Origin of the sequence: Streptomyces globisporus C-1027, assembly GCF_000261345.2 — a bacterium.
In the GTDB taxonomy this organism is placed as follows: domain Bacteria; phylum Actinomycetota; class Actinomycetes; order Streptomycetales; family Streptomycetaceae; genus Streptomyces; species Streptomyces pakalii.
This window is the reverse complement of the sequence record NZ_CP013738.1, coordinates 4,068,217-4,083,323: the sequence shown is the minus strand read 5'-3', so window position 1 is coordinate 4,083,323 and position 15,107 is coordinate 4,068,217. Positions and strand designations below refer to the sequence as shown.

Annotated in this window: 22 protein-coding genes; 1 reads left to right on the top strand and 21 read right to left on the bottom strand. The window is 66.1% G+C overall.

The genetic code is table 11. The features are described 5' to 3' along the window. Positions 1-50 precede the first annotated feature (50 nt). From WQO_RS17750 to WQO_RS17695, 13 genes are all read right to left on the bottom strand, one after another. Complete coding sequence (locus WQO_RS17750; protein WP_148660123.1) at positions 51-1,001, bottom strand: hypothetical protein; 951 nt, start codon at positions 999-1,001, stop codon at positions 51-53. A gap of 419 nt (positions 1,002-1,420) precedes the next feature. Beyond that, positions 1,421-2,548 carry a tyrosine-type recombinase/integrase gene (locus tag WQO_RS17745; protein WP_010060559.1) on the bottom strand — a complete coding sequence of 376 codons (1,128 nt, stop codon included), beginning with the start codon at positions 2,546-2,548 and terminating at the stop codon, positions 1,421-1,423. Next, positions 2,548-2,769 (bottom strand): helix-turn-helix domain-containing protein, encoded by a 222-nt coding sequence (locus tag WQO_RS17740; RefSeq protein ID WP_014155129.1) that lies wholly within the window; start codon positions 2,767-2,769, stop codon positions 2,548-2,550. Before WQO_RS17740 ends, WQO_RS17745 begins: the two co-directional genes overlap by 1 nt. A gap of 2 nt (positions 2,770-2,771) precedes the next feature. Continuing rightward, on the bottom strand, positions 2,772-4,187 hold the full coding sequence (gene repSA, locus WQO_RS17735) for a replication initiator protein RepSA (RefSeq protein WP_010060556.1): 1,416 nt from the start codon (positions 4,185-4,187) through the stop codon (positions 2,772-2,774). A 91-nt stretch (positions 4,188-4,278) separates the two neighbouring features. Then, complete coding sequence (locus tag WQO_RS17730) at positions 4,279-4,593, bottom strand: hypothetical protein (protein ID WP_010060554.1); 315 nt, start codon at positions 4,591-4,593, stop codon at positions 4,279-4,281. A gap of 27 nt (positions 4,594-4,620) precedes the next feature. Further along, on the bottom strand, positions 4,621-4,776 hold the full coding sequence (locus WQO_RS36410; protein ID WP_010060553.1) for a hypothetical protein: 156 nt from the start codon (positions 4,774-4,776) through the stop codon (positions 4,621-4,623). Positions 4,777-4,788: 12 nt separating this feature from the next. Further along, a complete protein-coding gene (locus WQO_RS17725) occupies positions 4,789-4,980 on the bottom strand; it encodes a mobile element transfer protein (RefSeq protein WP_010060552.1) in 192 nt (63 codons plus the stop codon). 5 nt (positions 4,981-4,985) lie between these two features. Then, positions 4,986-5,168, bottom strand: coding sequence for a hypothetical protein (locus WQO_RS17720; RefSeq protein ID WP_010060551.1), 183 nt, complete (start codon positions 5,166-5,168; stop codon positions 4,986-4,988). 18 nt (positions 5,169-5,186) lie between these two features. Continuing rightward, on the bottom strand, positions 5,187-5,852 hold the full coding sequence (locus WQO_RS17715; RefSeq protein ID WP_010060550.1) for a DUF2637 domain-containing protein: 666 nt from the start codon (positions 5,850-5,852) through the stop codon (positions 5,187-5,189). Then, positions 5,852-6,037, bottom strand: coding sequence for a hypothetical protein (locus WQO_RS17710; RefSeq protein WP_010060549.1), 186 nt, complete (start codon positions 6,035-6,037; stop codon positions 5,852-5,854). Before WQO_RS17710 ends, WQO_RS17715 begins: the two co-directional genes overlap by 1 nt. Before the next feature lie 81 nt (positions 6,038-6,118). Then, positions 6,119-7,471 carry an FtsK/SpoIIIE domain-containing protein gene (locus WQO_RS17705; RefSeq protein WP_010060548.1) on the bottom strand — a complete coding sequence of 451 codons (1,353 nt, stop codon included), beginning with the start codon at positions 7,469-7,471 and terminating at the stop codon, positions 6,119-6,121. Positions 7,472-7,473: 2 nt separating this feature from the next. Then, on the bottom strand, positions 7,474-7,833 hold the full coding sequence (locus WQO_RS17700) for an SCO3933 family regulatory protein (protein ID WP_010060547.1): 360 nt from the start codon (positions 7,831-7,833) through the stop codon (positions 7,474-7,476). A 139-nt stretch (positions 7,834-7,972) separates the two neighbouring features. Continuing rightward, positions 7,973-8,752 carry a GntR family transcriptional regulator gene (locus WQO_RS17695; RefSeq protein WP_029182281.1) on the bottom strand — a complete coding sequence of 260 codons (780 nt, stop codon included), beginning with the start codon at positions 8,750-8,752 and terminating at the stop codon, positions 7,973-7,975. A gap of 18 nt (positions 8,753-8,770) precedes the next feature. Here WQO_RS17695 and WQO_RS17690 point away from each other — a divergent pair, with 18 nt between their 5' ends. Continuing rightward, positions 8,771-9,235 carry an NUDIX hydrolase gene (locus WQO_RS17690; RefSeq protein ID WP_029182280.1) on the top strand — a complete coding sequence of 155 codons (465 nt, stop codon included), beginning with the start codon at positions 8,771-8,773 and terminating at the stop codon, positions 9,233-9,235. 454 nt (positions 9,236-9,689) lie between these two features. Here WQO_RS17690 and WQO_RS17685 read toward each other — a convergent pair whose 3' ends face one another. From WQO_RS17685 to WQO_RS17655, 8 genes are all read right to left on the bottom strand, one after another. Next, positions 9,690-9,956: a hypothetical protein gene (locus WQO_RS17685; RefSeq protein WP_148660122.1), complete on the bottom strand. Its 267-nt coding sequence runs from the start codon at positions 9,954-9,956 to the stop codon at positions 9,690-9,692. 223 nt (positions 9,957-10,179) lie between these two features. Continuing rightward, on the bottom strand, positions 10,180-10,875 hold the full coding sequence (locus WQO_RS36005) for a hypothetical protein (protein WP_148660121.1): 696 nt from the start codon (positions 10,873-10,875) through the stop codon (positions 10,180-10,182). A gap of 432 nt (positions 10,876-11,307) precedes the next feature. Further along, the gene (locus WQO_RS36000; protein ID WP_148660120.1) at positions 11,308-11,805 is read right to left on the bottom strand and encodes a hypothetical protein; all 498 of its coding nucleotides are present in this window, start codon (positions 11,803-11,805) and stop codon (positions 11,308-11,310) included. A gap of 476 nt (positions 11,806-12,281) precedes the next feature. Continuing rightward, positions 12,282-12,557 (bottom strand): hypothetical protein, encoded by a 276-nt coding sequence (locus tag WQO_RS17675; RefSeq protein WP_010060539.1) that lies wholly within the window; start codon positions 12,555-12,557, stop codon positions 12,282-12,284. A gap of 432 nt (positions 12,558-12,989) precedes the next feature. Further along, positions 12,990-13,298, bottom strand: coding sequence for a hypothetical protein (locus WQO_RS17670; RefSeq protein WP_010060538.1), 309 nt, complete (start codon positions 13,296-13,298; stop codon positions 12,990-12,992). Beyond that, positions 13,295-14,038 carry a GntR family transcriptional regulator gene (locus WQO_RS17665; RefSeq protein ID WP_010060537.1) on the bottom strand — a complete coding sequence of 248 codons (744 nt, stop codon included), beginning with the start codon at positions 14,036-14,038 and terminating at the stop codon, positions 13,295-13,297. Before WQO_RS17665 ends, WQO_RS17670 begins: the two co-directional genes overlap by 4 nt. Continuing rightward, complete coding sequence (locus WQO_RS35770; RefSeq protein ID WP_107115828.1) at positions 14,035-14,259, bottom strand: hypothetical protein; 225 nt, start codon at positions 14,257-14,259, stop codon at positions 14,035-14,037. Before WQO_RS35770 ends, WQO_RS17665 begins: the two co-directional genes overlap by 4 nt. A 526-nt stretch (positions 14,260-14,785) precedes the next feature. Then, positions 14,786-15,064 (bottom strand): hypothetical protein, encoded by a 279-nt coding sequence (locus WQO_RS17655; RefSeq protein ID WP_010060533.1) that lies wholly within the window; start codon positions 15,062-15,064, stop codon positions 14,786-14,788. Between the last annotated feature and the right edge of the window lie 43 nt (positions 15,065-15,107).

Sequence of the window (15,107 nt, the reverse complement as noted above, 5' to 3'; positions counted from 1 at the left end):
CCACCAGAGTCAGCAGCGTTACCCATTTCGGGCCCGCTGGCTGCCGGTTCTTACTTGCAGTATCCGTCGCCAGCCTTGCCGCTGTACAGGCCACTTCCATTGATGGCTGCCGCAGGCGAAAGGAGTGCCAGTGAGGGGTTGACCTTGAACTTGATGCACTTGCCGACCGCTGCTGCACCACCCGCGATGGTCGCAAGGCTTCGGCCACCCACCTTCGCGGCGGGGTTCGGCAGCCACGACACCACGGTTCCCCCGACAGCGAGGAGCTTGGTTTCCTTCTTGTTGAAGTACACCGTGCCGGTGATGATGCCCCACGTGTAGTGGGGGTCAGCCACTACGGGATAGGCGGTGTCAGGGCCGGTCTCGACCGTCTGAACGAGCGTGTTGCCGTCGAGCCTGTAGCTCGTGGGCACGGCGTCGCCGTTTGCATCCTTCGCCCAGGGGGCGTCGATGTGGCCACGGGGGGCGAGACCCGCCCCGCCGGCCGACGTCACGATGTCGTAGCCGCCGTCTCCATCGGCCACGAGGCTGGCGCCATCGGGAAGCCCGAGGTCGAAGCGCTGCGTAGTGGGGGCGGCAGCGTTCTTGAGGGTGACCAGCGCACGGGCGCCACCGTCAACCGTGGCCTGGACGGCGAGGTCGATGTGTGCTGCCGCATCCGGGTAAACGGTGGTGCCGGCAGCCGACGTGACACCTGCGGCGTCGACCTCTGCGGGCAGGGCCATCGTGACAGCGGAGCCGTCGGAAGCCGCAACACTGACCGGCTTCTCGGCGCTGGTCGGGGTGGAAACGGTCACGGAACCGCGCTCGGTTGTCATCACCGGGCTTTGAGTACCAGCACCCGCTATGTCGGTGGTACCGGTGGCTTTCTGGACAGCGGCCACGGCTTGGTCGGCAGCCGTACCGTCGCTGGCACCTCCGGCGGCAAACGCCGGGATGGCCGTGCCGGCTATGAGCGCAGTGGTCAGCAGCGCTGCATGAACCGCATTCTTCGTCTTCACTTGGAAAATCCCCGTTCAACAGAGTTCCGCGTTCGCGGAACAGAGAGAACACTAACGATCTTCACGAGAAGGTCAAATAATTGAGCCAGTGCTGAGGTTCACACTGTTCGCTGGATGGCGTGCACACGGGCCATGCCACCTATCGTGCCAGTCCAGCGCATCCCTTCAATGGGATGGAAGGTCTTGGTGATTGACATCACGCAGTTGGGGGATGCGCCGGGACCTGCAGAAGATGAACCAGAACTTCCACCTCGCCGAACCAACCCTGCTCGAAAGGACGTTGGCAGTGGCTGCCTGTGTCTGATTGGTGATCACCGAGCAGATGAGCGCAACAACCGGAGATCGGTTGCCGCACTGCAAGACGCCCCTACCCACGTTTGGGGCCAGGGACGTCTGCAAGTTCGCGGTTGCCTAATTGGCTAGTGCGCCCCGGAAGCGCCGCCTTCCTCTCTGAACCATGTATCAGAAGCTTCCGCCACCTGGTCATCCCGACCAGCGACCGGCCGGGCGTAGTGCCGAGTGGTCACGCTCGCGTTCGAGTGCCCGAGCCGGTGCGCGGCGGTCATCACGCCGTACCTGTCGGCGACCCACGTCCCGTGCGAGGCGCGGAGATCATGCGGCGTGACATCGGTGAGCCCGGCAGCCGCCACGGCGGGATCGAAGTACGCCTTGCGCCACTGGTTGTAGCGCAGGGGCTTGCCGCCGGGCGTGACGAAGAGGAGAGCGTCCTCCCCGCCGGGCAGCGTCTCCAGGTGCCAGCCGATCCGCGCCGCGAGTGACGGCCCGATCCGCAAGACCCGCTTCTGATGGGACTTGGGAGTGTCGAAGACGAGGGTGCCGTTCGCTTCGGCCAGGTTCTCATCGACGAGGACCAGGCCGCCCGACACATCGATGTCCGCTCGCCGCAGCGCGAACGCCTCCCCGACCCGCAGACCCGCGTAGGCGAGCAAGGAGATCAGCAAGTCATGCGGTTTCGTCGCGCTCCGCACGATCCGTGAGGCTTCCAGCGGGGTGAGGATGTGCGGCTCGGTCTGCGGCATGCGAGGCAGCTTCACGCCCCTGCACGGGGTCTGCCCGATCATTTCGTTGTCGACGGCCGCCCGCATGATCTGCGAGAGAACCCGGTAGGCCTGCCTGATCCGCGATGCGCTGAGACCACGGGTCTTCATCGCGCCGACCCACTCCACGATGGTGATCGGCCGAAGGCTGGACAGCTCACGATCACCGAGCGCCGGAACTATCAGTGAGTTGATCAGGGACCGGTACGACGCCTGTGTCTTGTGCTTGAGCTGCGGGGAGACCGCGGTGAGCCATCGTGCCGACCAATCGCGGACGGTGGTCCGTCCCTCGGCGGGGTCGAGCCAGCGGCCCTCCTCCATCTCGATGCGCTTCCGTGCCAGCCAGCGATCGGCGTCCGTCGTTGTCGCGAACGTCTGATCAGCGGCACGCAGCACGCCGTCAGGCCCCGGATACCGAGCCTGGAATCGGCCGGACGGCAGCTTCCGGATCCGACCGAAGGCACGTCGGGACTTGCGCTTGGCGGGCATCAGGCAGCCCTCCGGTACGAGTACGCCGAGGCGGGCCGCAGGACGATCGGCGCCACCGTGTGGGCACTGACGTACTCCTCCACGGCGCTCTCGGGGATGCGGACGTGCCGACCGACCTTGACGAACGTGATGCGGCGTTCCTCGATGAGCCGGCGGGGGAAGCGGAGACCGGTGCCGAGGCGTTCGGCGACCTGATTCACGGTGAGCAGTCGGTCCGCCACGGTCACCACTCCCCCTCGTCGGCAGTGCGCTCCTTCAGTGCGTCGCGGGCGGTCTCGCGGTTGGTCTGGAGGTCACGGGCGATGGTGGCGGCGAGGGCGCCTTCGCCGGGGGTGTGCCCGTGGCCGACGTACTGCCAGTCGGTCAGGACGAGGACGGTGTCCGGTTCGCGGTCGGCGAGGCCGAGAGCAGGCGCTTCCTGGGCTGCGCGGTAGTCGGCGCGTTCCTGACGGAGGGCGCCGAGGGTGGTGGAGTAGGTGCGGGACTTGGACGAGAAGTGGCCGCGAAAGCCGAGCATGTGGGCCCAGGCCCAGAGGCGCCGGTCCGGATAGAGGCTGTCGAGCTCACGGCATGCGGTGATGAGCCGACGGGTGTGATCGGGAACACGGTGGCGGTCGAGTTCGGCGAGTTCCCCGATGCGGCGGTCCAGGGTGCCGGTGTTCTCGGCTGCCTTGGTCGCGTACTTGGCTACGTACGAGGCAACTGCCTGCTCTGTGACATCCGAGCCGTCGCCGAAGGCCTTGACCGGACGGACGTCGAGCTGTCGGCCCCATCGAAAGGTCCGAGACGACTGTTCACCGGCAGCCGGGACGGAGACCGACGTGTACGAGTGCGCAGCTGCGGCGCGGATCGCGTCGGTGAGGAGATCGACCGTGGCCCAAGAGGGCGGCGGAGTACAAGGTCCCTCCGGGCCGTCGAGACGTACAACGGCATGGAAGTGGAGGGCTCCGCGCTTCTGGAATTCGGCGACCTTGCCGAAGGAGACGCGGAGGTGGTCGCCCAGCTCACGGCGTGGGATGCCCGCTTGAATGGCGAGTTCGCGGCGGAGCCGGGTGGTGAAGCGCTGCCAGAGCTCCCCGGCGTGGTTGTTGAAGAGCACAGCGCCCGCGTAGTCGTAGGTCTCCGGGTCAAGGGCGGAGCCCAGGTCCCCGAAGTCCGAGGCGTGCGCCGTGCCGCACCGGCAGTTGCCCCGGTCGGGGCGGTTGTGGACAGGGCCGAACGAGGGTGCGGTGAGGGTGGCGAATACGCGCGGATGGTCGCGGACGGCGGCGGTGATGTCGCGGCGGTCGTCTCCGGCGAGGCCGGCGCGGATCAGGTGGTAGGTGTCCCCCGCGTAGGTCCACGCGCAGGAAGGGCAGCGGGAGGCGCGGCGGTTGCCGCAGGCGATGCGGAGGCGTCCGCCAGGCTCGTACGCGGTCGAGTAGCGGTGCAGGGTCTCGCCGGTGGTCTTGTCCTTGTGAGTTACCCAACCGCTCAGATGGACGGGATCGGCACAGCCGCCGGTGCGGCGGATCTGGTCCTCCCAGCGGGTGTAGTCGGAGGCCGAAGCCACCCGGAGAACGTCCCCGAGGACAGTCGGGTCGAGCTGTGGGGCGGGCATGGACCGCTTCTGCTTCGAGGGTGAGGGCCGGTGGGCCATGCTGAGGGTTCCTTCCGGTTGCGAGATCGATCGGTGGGCACGGCTCCCGGGCGGCGGATGCTTGGCGGTATCGAGGCCGCCCGGGGGCCGATCAGCGGCGTTTGGCGTCGGACGCGATCAGGGAGCGCAGGACGACCGCGCAGACGGCGACCGAGGCGCTGGTGACGGCGACCGCCAGGAGCAGCGAGACCAGGACGGTGCCGACGACCAGGACGACGGCGGTACCGGCACCGACGAGCGCGACCGCGGTGCCGGGGGTGAGCTGTACGACCGGACGGGACGGCTCAGGCGCGGCGGCGGGTGCCGGGGCAGGCGTGCCCGGCGTGATGGTGGTCGGCTGGACGACGGCGGGCGGGGTGACCAGGCCCGAGGGCTGCGGCATGGTCGGGATCTTGGGCTGGAACATGGGTGGTTCTCCTTTCCCGGGCGCGGGTTACTTGACGGCGGTGTCGATGACGGACGCGAAGAGGCTGTCGGCGAGGAGGTAGCCGCCGAGGAGGAGCACGCAGATCAGCCACACCGGCGGGCGGAAGAGCTTGATGCCGAGGTAGCCGACGACCAGCAGGGCGATCCAGAGGGGGACGTCCATGGACGCTGTCTCCTAACGGACGGTGCAGCGGTGGGTACGGGCGGCGAGTTGGGCGGCGGTCCGGCTGGAGTAGTCGGCGGACCAGCCGCAGCGGTCGGCCGTGCAGACGGCGGCGTGGGCGGTGCGTCCGGCGCGGTCGCGGTGGGTGCCGATCTGCACGGGGCCGATTCGCATCACGGAGTGGAAGCTGTCGCGGGCGGGCATACCGGTCAGCCCCTGTCGGTCGTCGGGTCGGTGTACTGGGCGCGGATGCGGGCGGTGGCCGGGTCGTCGATGCGCCCTGCGGCTTCCTCGGCGAGCAGGTGGGCGAGGAAGGGTCGTCCGGCTGCGGCCATCTCCTGCGCTCCGTCGAGGTAGTCGTCCACGGTCAGGTCGGCGGGATCGTGGGTCATCTCAGTTCTCCTTTGCGGTCAGCTGAGGCGGGCGGCGATGGCGTCGGCGAGGTGGGGCGGAACGCCGAGGCGGGAGCGGAGGGTGTCGGTGTCGATCGGGGATCCGGTGCGGGTGCGGTACTCGTCGGCGACCTTGCGGGCGTGGTCGATCAGCACGGCGGGAACGGGCGGATCTGGAGACGGAGCCGGGGGCGAGGACAGGGAGGTTGTCGCAGGGAGTTCATCGGCCGGGGATGCGATCGGGGCGGTGTCAGGCACACGCGTCGGCCCGACGTCTTTCGTCTCCGTGACGGCGGCTGGCGGAGCTGGCTCCGGCTTCCCCGACGAGTGGGCGAGGAGAGTGCCGCCGAGGAAGGCGAGTGCAGGCCATCCGGCGATGCCGAGCCGAAGCGGGGCCGGCGGGTCGGCCAGGTCGAGGAACCCGGCGGTGGCGACGTTGGCGCCGAGCGACGCGAACAGGGCGATCAGGAACCAGCACCAGGCCAACCGGGACGGACCCTCGCTGCGCAGCCGACGCCAGGCGGCGACAAGGAGCAGGTCGACGCTGACCGGGTAGGCCCATGCCTTCCAGCCGTCCTGTCCGGCCGCGGCGGCGAGGTCGTGCAGGTGGGCGAAGGACAGAGCTCCGGCGATGACCGCCTGGATCAACACCGCGTCGATCCGGAGACCGTGCCGGGCGCCCATCAGAAGTCCTCAGCGGGGTCGTAGTCATCCGGGAACGTGCCCGGCGGCGGCTCCGGCAGCGACACGGCGAGGGACGGACTGACGACGTCCACGAAGTCGAGGTCGGCGCCGGCCATGTCGGCGTACAGGGCAAGTTGGCCGAGCAGAAGCACGGTCCGGGCGAAGTCCTCGCAGTCGGGGCACATGGCGGTTCTCCCTTCTCTGGGCATGGCAGTGGTAGGGACTCGGCGCGAAGGCGGTCACGCCTACCGGGTAGGGGGGAGAGATCAGGCGGTGGCCGGAGAGGCCTTCGCCGATGGCACAAGCTCGGTGGCGGTGCCGGTGGTGGGCCGGAAAGGGGCCAGCTCAGGCAGGTCCGGGGTCCTACCGGCGTACCGGTTGCAGAGGTTCACGGCCTGGCGGAGCGAGGTGTGCGGAGCGCGGATGCGGTGCCAACCGCCGGACGCGTCTCCCGCGATGGCGAGGCCTCGCAGTTCGGCGGGAATCTGGATGGCGGCGAGGACCGCGTCCGGGGCGATGTCGCCGAAGGCCATGTTGGCGGAGGTCTCGTCGTTGAGACGGTGGGCGGTGCGGCCGGTGAGTTGGGCGCGGAGCATGGTGATGCCCTTGCCGAGTTCGGAGCCGAAGCGCTGTCCGCAGATTTCGAGGTAGATACCGGCGGCGCGGCCGAGCTGCGCGAGACGGACCAGGGCGGTGATGATGCGGTCCCGCCGCTTCTCCTCCTCCTTCGTTGCGTACAGAGCGAGTTCGGCCACCTCGTCGACCAGGATGACGACCGGGGTCGGGCGGAGCTCATCAGGCAGGTCCCAGATGTCGGCGGCGATCTCCGCGTCCGGCACATCGACGGTGATGCGCTGCTGGGTACGGATGAGGCGGTAGACGTCCGCCATCCGCGCCACGAGTGCATCGAGGAGTTCGGCAGCGGTGTCCGGGCTGTCTGCCAGCGCTGAGAAACGGCGCGCCAGCGGGAAGAGTTCGACCCCTTGCTTGCAGTCGATGCCGACGAGGGCAACGTCCAGAGGAGCAAGGCCGGCGACCAGGTTGCGTTGGTAGACCGACTTGCCGGACTCCGTGGCGCCGAGGGTGAGGGCGTGAGGTATCGCGCGGTAGTCGCGGTAGTGCACCGACCCGTCCTCCCGAAGGGCGACCGGTACCCGCATCGCCCGGGTCTCCGTCTCAGCAGGCATCTGCACCCGCTTAAGCACGTCGTATCCGGTCATCCGCACCTCGACGACCCCGGACCGCACTTCACGCGAGGTCACGCCGAACATCGAGAACGAGTGCCGGAGCCGGTCCGAGGCCGCGGCGATGTCGAAGACGTCCTGTCCGGGACGGAGCTTGAGTCGGAGGACCAGGCCGGTGCGAGTCGGCCGCAGTCGTCGGATACGCGGCGGGCGGGGCTCAGGTATCGGCCGGTTGGTGGCCCGAGCCAGAGATAACCGCCACCGCGCCGGCGGAACGGTCAACCCGCACGCGTCCATGACCGAGCGATACCGGACCAAGACCCGCAGCGCGGCCAGAGTGACCCCGAAGGCCAGCCAGTACCAGGCGGGCCGCCGCCACCGCAGGAGACCCGCAGCGGCGACGACCAGCACCAGAGCGACCGTGAAGGCGGTCATGATCAGGCCGCCTTCGACCCTGTGGTGGCGACATCGGCGAGCGAGGTGACCGCAACCGCGCGGAACGCGATGCCGTGCCGCCGCTGGCCGTTGAAGTCGTTCTCCCACGGACGGGCGACCAGGCCGGTGAGCGCGACCGGCGTACCCATGGCCAGCTCACCGGTGATCCCGGGCTCCGGAACGGTGACGGACAGGATCTCCACCTCCTCGTTCGCCGCGAACATCACGTCCACGGTCATGAGCTGAGCACCGGTCTCCATGTCGGTGGCGATCTCCCCGGTGCGGCGGTCACGGACCTTGACCTGCGGAATCTTGGCGACCATCACGACAGCGCTGGAGGTGTCGACGGGAATCTGACGCACAGCAGATCGCTCCTCTATAGATGCTGGACTCCATCACTCATGTACATGAGTGATGTGAAGAAGAGTGCCTGACTCCTATACATGAGTCAACCCGCCGCGAAGAAGAACTCACGACGGGTTGCGGGAAGTTGAGCGGACGTCAGTCGTCGGCAGGGATCCGATACTCGAAAACGAACTGGTCAGCGGCCATGAGCGTGTCGCACACCTCGACCACCCGACCCGCAGTCGTGCGGGCCTCTCGGATCAGGTGAACCACGGGCGCTCCAGGGCTGAGCGCCAGTTCCGACGCCTCTGACTTCGAGGCCGGGCGCGCTTGCAGCGTCTCGACGAACTCCGCGAACTCATGCCCGTGGTCTTCGAGTCGGGCGTAGATGCCTCCGCCCCCGGGGTTCTCGGCGAACAGCTCGGGGATCTCCTTCACCACGTCCCAGGGCAGGTACGACGAGGCGGTCTCCACCGGGGTGCCGTTACGGAAGTAGAGGCGCCGGCGGGCCAACACCTGCGTACCGGCGGGCACGCCCAGGCGCTCGGCCGCATCCTCGGGCGCGTCCATGGGGCCGATGTAGAGGACGCTGACTTTCGCGGTGGCGCCGGACTGCGTGGACTCCGCGAGGTAGGCGGCCTGGCCACCTTGCCGGAGCGAGCGCCGGAAGCGATCGGAGGAGCGGTGCCGTACGGGGGGCCGGTTCTTCACGATCGAGCCCTTGCCGTGCCTGGTCTCGACGAGGCCACTCGCCCGTACCTCGACCATGGCCTTACGGATCGTCCCGCCGGAGACTCTGTAGCGGTCCACCAGCTCGGATTCGCTCGGCACCATGTCGCCGGCCTTGAGAACCCCCGCCCGGATCTGCTGCACGAGGTCATCAGCGATCTGCACATACCGAGGACCGGAACCGGCCCCTCCCGCCGCAGTTCCCATAGTCCTTCCCTGCCTCCTATGCTCCTCTACATGAGTCAACCACAGGAAGCGGCAGCCACTCCCCTGCACTCCGTGTCCGTCGCCGGAGTAGTGGTGCGCGAGGACGGCCGCCTCCTGGCGATCCGCCGAGCCGACAACGGCACCTGGGAGCTCCCCGGCGGCATCCTGGAACTCAACGAGACACCCGAGGCCGGCGTTGCCCGGGAGGTCTGGGAGGAGACAGGCATCCACGTCGAGGTGGACCAGCTCACCGGCGTCTACAAGAACACGACCCGAGGCATCGTCGCCCTGGTCTTCCGCTGCAAGCCCTCCGGCGGCACCGAGCGCACATCAAGCGAGTCGACAGCCGTCTCCTGGCTCACGCCCGACGAGGTCAGCGAGCGCATGGCCGAGGTCTACGCGGTCCGTCTCCTGGACGCCCTAGACGGCAACGGCCCTCACGTGCGGAGCCACGACGGCAAGCAGCTCATCACAGCGGGATAAGACTTTCTCTACTTCATCAAGGCACCCGGCTGCGCTCCGCTCCGCCGGGCGCGCTTCCCGGCTCTGGCTGCGCCCGCGCTCCTGCCTTCGGCCCGCTCGGCGCTGCCGCCGCCGACGCGCGCCCGCTGTGTAGGCCCGAGGGGCATGAGACGAGAACCAAGCCCGCGGCTTCCAGACGATGCCTCCGGCGGGGGCGCTCAGACTCCGGGATGGGACGGGGCACCGTTCGCGACTGCCGGCCGGAGCGGGGCGAGCCCCGTGGGGCTCCCATCCCGACCACCTTCGACCCAGGCAGAGCCGAGCAGTCGCGGCCCAGGGCGTCAAGGTCGTTCGTACAGTGGCGCGCTCCACCTTGACGCCCTGAACCACGACCGCTCCACGACGTGTGGGTCGAAGGCGGACGGGACGGGAGCCGGGGTGATTGGTGGGTTGATGGGTCGTGCAACGCCTGACTTTAGCGCATAAGCCGCCTATCGCTTCCCCAGTAGAAAAAGAGCGTCTTTTTGCGGGAGTTCTTGAGTTGCGTCAGAAGGGTCGCGTATTCCGCATCTACCGTTTGCCATAGATCATCTTGCCACTCAGGGATGAAATAGGGTTCGAGGGCGGCCAAAGCGCTCCGCATTTCCTGCACGGCCTGGCGATAGTATTCGAACCCCTTCACGGGCAGTTCGCGAAGATAGGCGCGAGCCTCCTCAGTATCGCCGATTTCTGACAAGTTCACGGTCCTGGGATATCTGGCGGCGAGCTGGGCGACACGCACAGCGGAAATGGCGCGATCGAAAGCCTCACGCCGCGATGTTTGCCACCCGAAGCGCGTAGCGGCTAGCGGCGCGAAGAGAGCGCCCACTAGTACGCCAGAAAGAGCCAGCACGGGCGCTATCCATGATGAAGTCTGCACGCTCTGTTCCCTACCTCGGTCCTAGGCCTGCCGAAGAGCCCTCTTGCTAAAAGGTCTTCTGGAAGCGCATCCAGCCCAGGCTCGGCGACCAGTGGAAGATATCACCTGTATTCAGTGAACTCATAGCCCATAGGTGAGTCACTTCTCTTGGTAGCTGTGGGTCAAGCGTCGGTAGAGGGCCATCAGGCCTCATCAGCGGGTCAAGGGCTTCAAACGGTGCCGTAGTAAAACCCGGGAGCAGTAGAAACAAGTGCCGCTCAGTTGCTCCCGAACGAAGCAGCTTGCCAAGGTTGTCAGACTGGCTAGGCTCGCCGATCCAGTCACTCACCCAATGGCAGAAGGTGTCACCGGTGTCAGGAACCCAGCCGCCAGATCGTTCGAGGGGCAGGCTTATCGTGAAATAGACACTGCCGGGGAAATCAGTCGCATACTGATACGCGGAAACGATTCCCAGGCGATCGGCCCTCTCGACTAGATCCTCGGTGGGGCCATAATCCTCACTTATTTTAGAAACGCCCATCGCCTCAAGGCTGGCGAGCAGCCGAGGGAGTTCGGAGCGTATCCGCTTCGCCCGTGCAGTCGGTGCGAGGGACACCATCCATCCGCCGGCAAGCTCTTCTCGGATCCACCTGGGACCGCTGTTGACGAGCTTCCACAGCTCTAGCGACGCTGCATCCGCAGCTGCCGTTACTTCCAGGGCCGCGAACCTGTGACCTTCGCGCACAAGATCGAAGTCGTGCATGCCCGGACGGCTACCATCGTCGTGATGCCGTACCTCAACATCCGGCAGTGCCTGCTGCAAGCACGCGCGCACCCACTGCTCTTCCCTACGAGGTTGTTGCATACGAGGACTATGTCGCTGACGTGCCGCCACCGCGAGCGGTTTCATGTACAAGCTGGAACCGAGGTCCCCGTGGGGCCGTCGAAGCACACTCAGGCGTCACGTGCAGCTGGACCTGACATCAATGGCTGACATCAACGCCGACGGAGGGCAGCAGACAGTAGCGGTCTCATACGACTATCGCCACAGGTCAATGAGCTCCCCCATCTGGATCTTCGCCACCATTACGGGAAAGGGATGATATCCAGTTGACGAGCACTCACATCAGACGGAATTAAATCACTAACCCAATTCCCTCAAAGTCGTGCAATTTAGCAGCCCCATCCAGACTGATCAGCTGCGGTAATTTTTGGCCTTGTGCACCTTTCCGCGCAAGTGGCGCTTACGAAGAAAGTCTTCCCATTCATTTGACTGATCCATCGAAAGTCTGATTTGGGCGGCCTGCAAGTTCGCCCAGTGTCTATCAAAGTCGCGCTCGAAAGCCTTCTGCGTCACCATGAGGTCAAAAATCAGCCGCTCAAGGTGGCTCAGCATGTTTTTCTGCAGGCGCAGATTCCAGAGCGTCAACGAATTTAGCGATTTAGTTCTATCTGCGTTAACGTCGGTACGCTTCTCATTAAAGGCGACAACCCATTGGCCGTGCGCGAGTGAGTTCCTGATCGACACAAGCGGGGCTATTTGCTTGTCGATCACGGACTGCATGCCGCTAAAGTGGGCCGAACTTGTATAGGGTAGACCAGCAGGAACCTTGGAAAGAGGGATGCTGTAGCGCGCAGAAAACGCCTCAGTGAGCAACCTGCCCCACCTGGCGAGCATGGTGCTTTCGTTCATCACTCGCTGCTCGGCGTCGACTGGGAAATCATCGGAGCTAATAATCCACATCAAACGATCTTCGAGAGTCGCACCAAGAATTAGTGCGCAGGCCCTAGTGAGGGACGTCACCTCGTGTCGATTTTGGCGCCGAATGGCCGCTTTACACGACCTGCTGGTCACCTCGAAGGACGTTTCGAGGGCTTCCAGGTTTCGCCAGTGGGCGCGATGACGTTTTTGGCGCTCCAAGTCCCCTCCTGCATCCAATTGCCGAAGTCGGCAGAATCTACCAATACGATAAACTCTGCCGACCTCGGAATCGAACCGAGGATCTCTCGCAGATGCGAGCGTGTTATCGCGCAGATTCGAGAACGAAAAACTGCACACCATTACACCAATCGACGCTGACCAAGAAATTCCGTTGCCGGAATCTTTTGGTTCGTCAGGAGAATATCTCAGATCTCGTCGGCTGTAAACGCTCACTGCTGCGTCACCTGCTATCGGCCCGGCTTCCAGTCCGCATCACGGATCGCGGCGTGCACGGCAGCGATGATCATCGTGATGGCGAGGACGCCTCCCACCCGGTTCCCTGAGTTGCCGAGAACGGATCCGAGGACAGCAGAACCGTCGATAGCCACCGCGTATACCGCTAGCACTGCCATGCTGACGACACGCTTCTTGGCTGCGATGAAGAACAGGGGCGGGGCGAGAAGGCCGGCCGACGCCACGACCACAACAACCCAGACGACCTTGTGTAAGGCGTTCGAGTACATGCGCGCCTGGATGGCGTGTTGATGTGCGCGCTGCTCATGATTCCCCCCTCGGTGTCACCAGGAGCCCAGTGTGACGCACGACACCTGCGACGTGAGGGTTTCCGCAGGATCCGGGCAACAAACGTCATCGCTCGCCCGTCGCGGTCCGCTCACTCTCCGTTTGATGAAGCGCCCAGAAGCACAGGATGAGTGTCTAGTTGCGTGACAACGACCACGGCCGGCAGCGGACAAGCATGGACGCCAGCGAACCGTCGGCGCAGGTGAACAGCAGAGCGGCCCCAGAAGAGAGCCCACCTCAAGTTGCTTCGGGACGAAGCAGTCCTCAAGTTGTCCAAGGTCAACGGAAGTCACTTGGCACAGCCAGAAGCCCATGGCATCTAATCTGGTCAGAGCCATGGGCTTCCTTGCCGTGTTGGTCGGCGGGACCGTAGGTCAGTAGGTGGACTCACTCGGATAACTCGTTGCCCGGAGGCGACCGCGACTCGTCGCGACCCGGCAGACGTCCCTCAGAGCCCCAGTCAGCTCTGTGACCAGGCACCGCATCTCGTCGAGGGACGTGTCCTGGTTGTCGACAGTTTCAGAGGCCTCGTCCAACAGTGCTTTTGCCGTGCCGAGTTGGACCGCTTCGATGTTGTCGGCGAGCCGGGACATGTAGCCGTCCGGGTCGTCGGTGCTCAGGTAGCAGGGCTTGTCCCCCGGGCCCGACCACGGGAGGAGCCGAAGTTCGTTCGGTGTTGTCATCCTTGGGTTGGCCTCTCGTTGAGCACGTGGTGGGCGGTGAAGACGGCGTCGACTCGGTCTCCCGGGAAAGCCAGGAGCGCGGCTTCTACGACGCGGCCGTTGGCGTCGGTGGCGATGCGGGTGATCGCGAGAACGGCCATGTTGTTTCCGATGCGGAGGGCCGACGCTTCGTCTGGGGTGGGAGAGCGGGCGGAGACCGTCTCTCGGATGGTGGCCGGCGACGGGCCGAGGACGGCGAATCTCGTGGCTGCCTCCCGGCACACGGAGTCGTCGTCCAGGACTCCGGCCGGAGCCAGGTCGCGCGGGATATAGATGCGGGCCAAGCCGTGCGGTGACCCGTGTTCGAGGCTGAGGCAGGTGTACTCCGCGAGGGGGCTGCCCGTTGGCACCTTCAGCAGCGTCGTGAGGTGCACGGAGGCCGGAACCGTGGTGCTGCGAACCGTGATGCGCAGCGTTGGCTCAGCCGCGGTCCAGGGGTCCAGCGTGCCCCAGCCGCCGACGTACATGATCTTGCGGCGCGGGTGACGGACGTAGTTCCCCTTGCCGTGGATCTTCTCGACGAGTCCTTCGCCCTGGAGCACGGCGAGAGCGCGCCGAAGGGTCACCGTACTGACCCTGTACCGGGCGGCCAGGCCGGCTTCGGACGGGAGGCGTTCGCCAGGCTTGATGCTGCCCGTTGTGATCTGGTGGCGTAGGTCGTCGGCGATGTCGTGATGGCGTCGGTGCACGGAGCGGGTCACCGCCTTCTCAGCAGTCGCAGGGCGGTGAGCCGGGTGCGGGCGTGTATGGCCAGCAGTTCGCCCGACTCGAAGACCAGTTGCTTGGCCCCCTGGGGGAGCTGGAAGAGGTCGCTCACTCGGCAGGCCTGACCGCCGAGTTGGATGATGTCGCCCCGTTGCACGGTGGCCGCAGTGACTTCGACGGGGTAAACCAGTGCACCGCCGGGGGCTTGGGCCCTCATGCCGTCACCTTCACGGGCACGGACGGGTCGGGTGTCGAGTGGCACGGGCAGATGCACTCCTCGTAGATCACCGGTACGTCGTTCGTCGTCGCAGGCGCGGAAGGCTCGATGCAGGAGTGGTGCGTCCCGATCCAGCAGGCGATAGAGCGGTAGGGGACGGAAGCCGTGCCCGTCGGGTGCGGTTCTCGGCGATGAGGCATCAGCGTGCCCCCGCGAGGGCCGACCAGGCATCGGCCGGCAGGTGCGGGGCGACGAACACTGAGCGCGTCCGTGCACGCTGCTCTTCCCAGGCCAGCAGGTACGGACGGACAAGCGCGACGTCCTCTCCCCTCAGCGGGTATCGGTGGAGCGGGCCGACGGGAGTCCGCCTCAGGGCGACGGTCGATGCGTCAGCGGGCGGGGGGCAGGTGAGAGGGGCCAGCGGCCGGGAGGGCGTTAAGGGGCGGCGGTGCCGACCGTTAGGGAAGCACCGCGCTCTGGTGCGCGAGATGGCTCGGCGGATACGGTTGAGCATGCTGTTCAGCTCCTATCGCTGATAGCTCGGTCCCCCGACGTCGCCTGTCGTGGGGACCGTTTTACGTACGACCGCCCATAAGGTGCGGCCGTTCAAGCTGGTGGCCACGAACCCGAATCGATCGGCATCGGCCACCGCGTCCAGGACCTCCTGCCATGAATCGGGAGAGAGCGTGTCCGGCACCTCTGCCTCGACCGTCGTGAACCGGGTGTCCTCCTCCACGCGCGGGCGGAGGCCGGCGGCAGACAAGCGGGCGGCGATAGCCGCCGCGGTCACTTCCGAAGCGGACACAGCGCACCCTCCGTTGCCGGCGATCACTTTCAGTGAAGCTAGT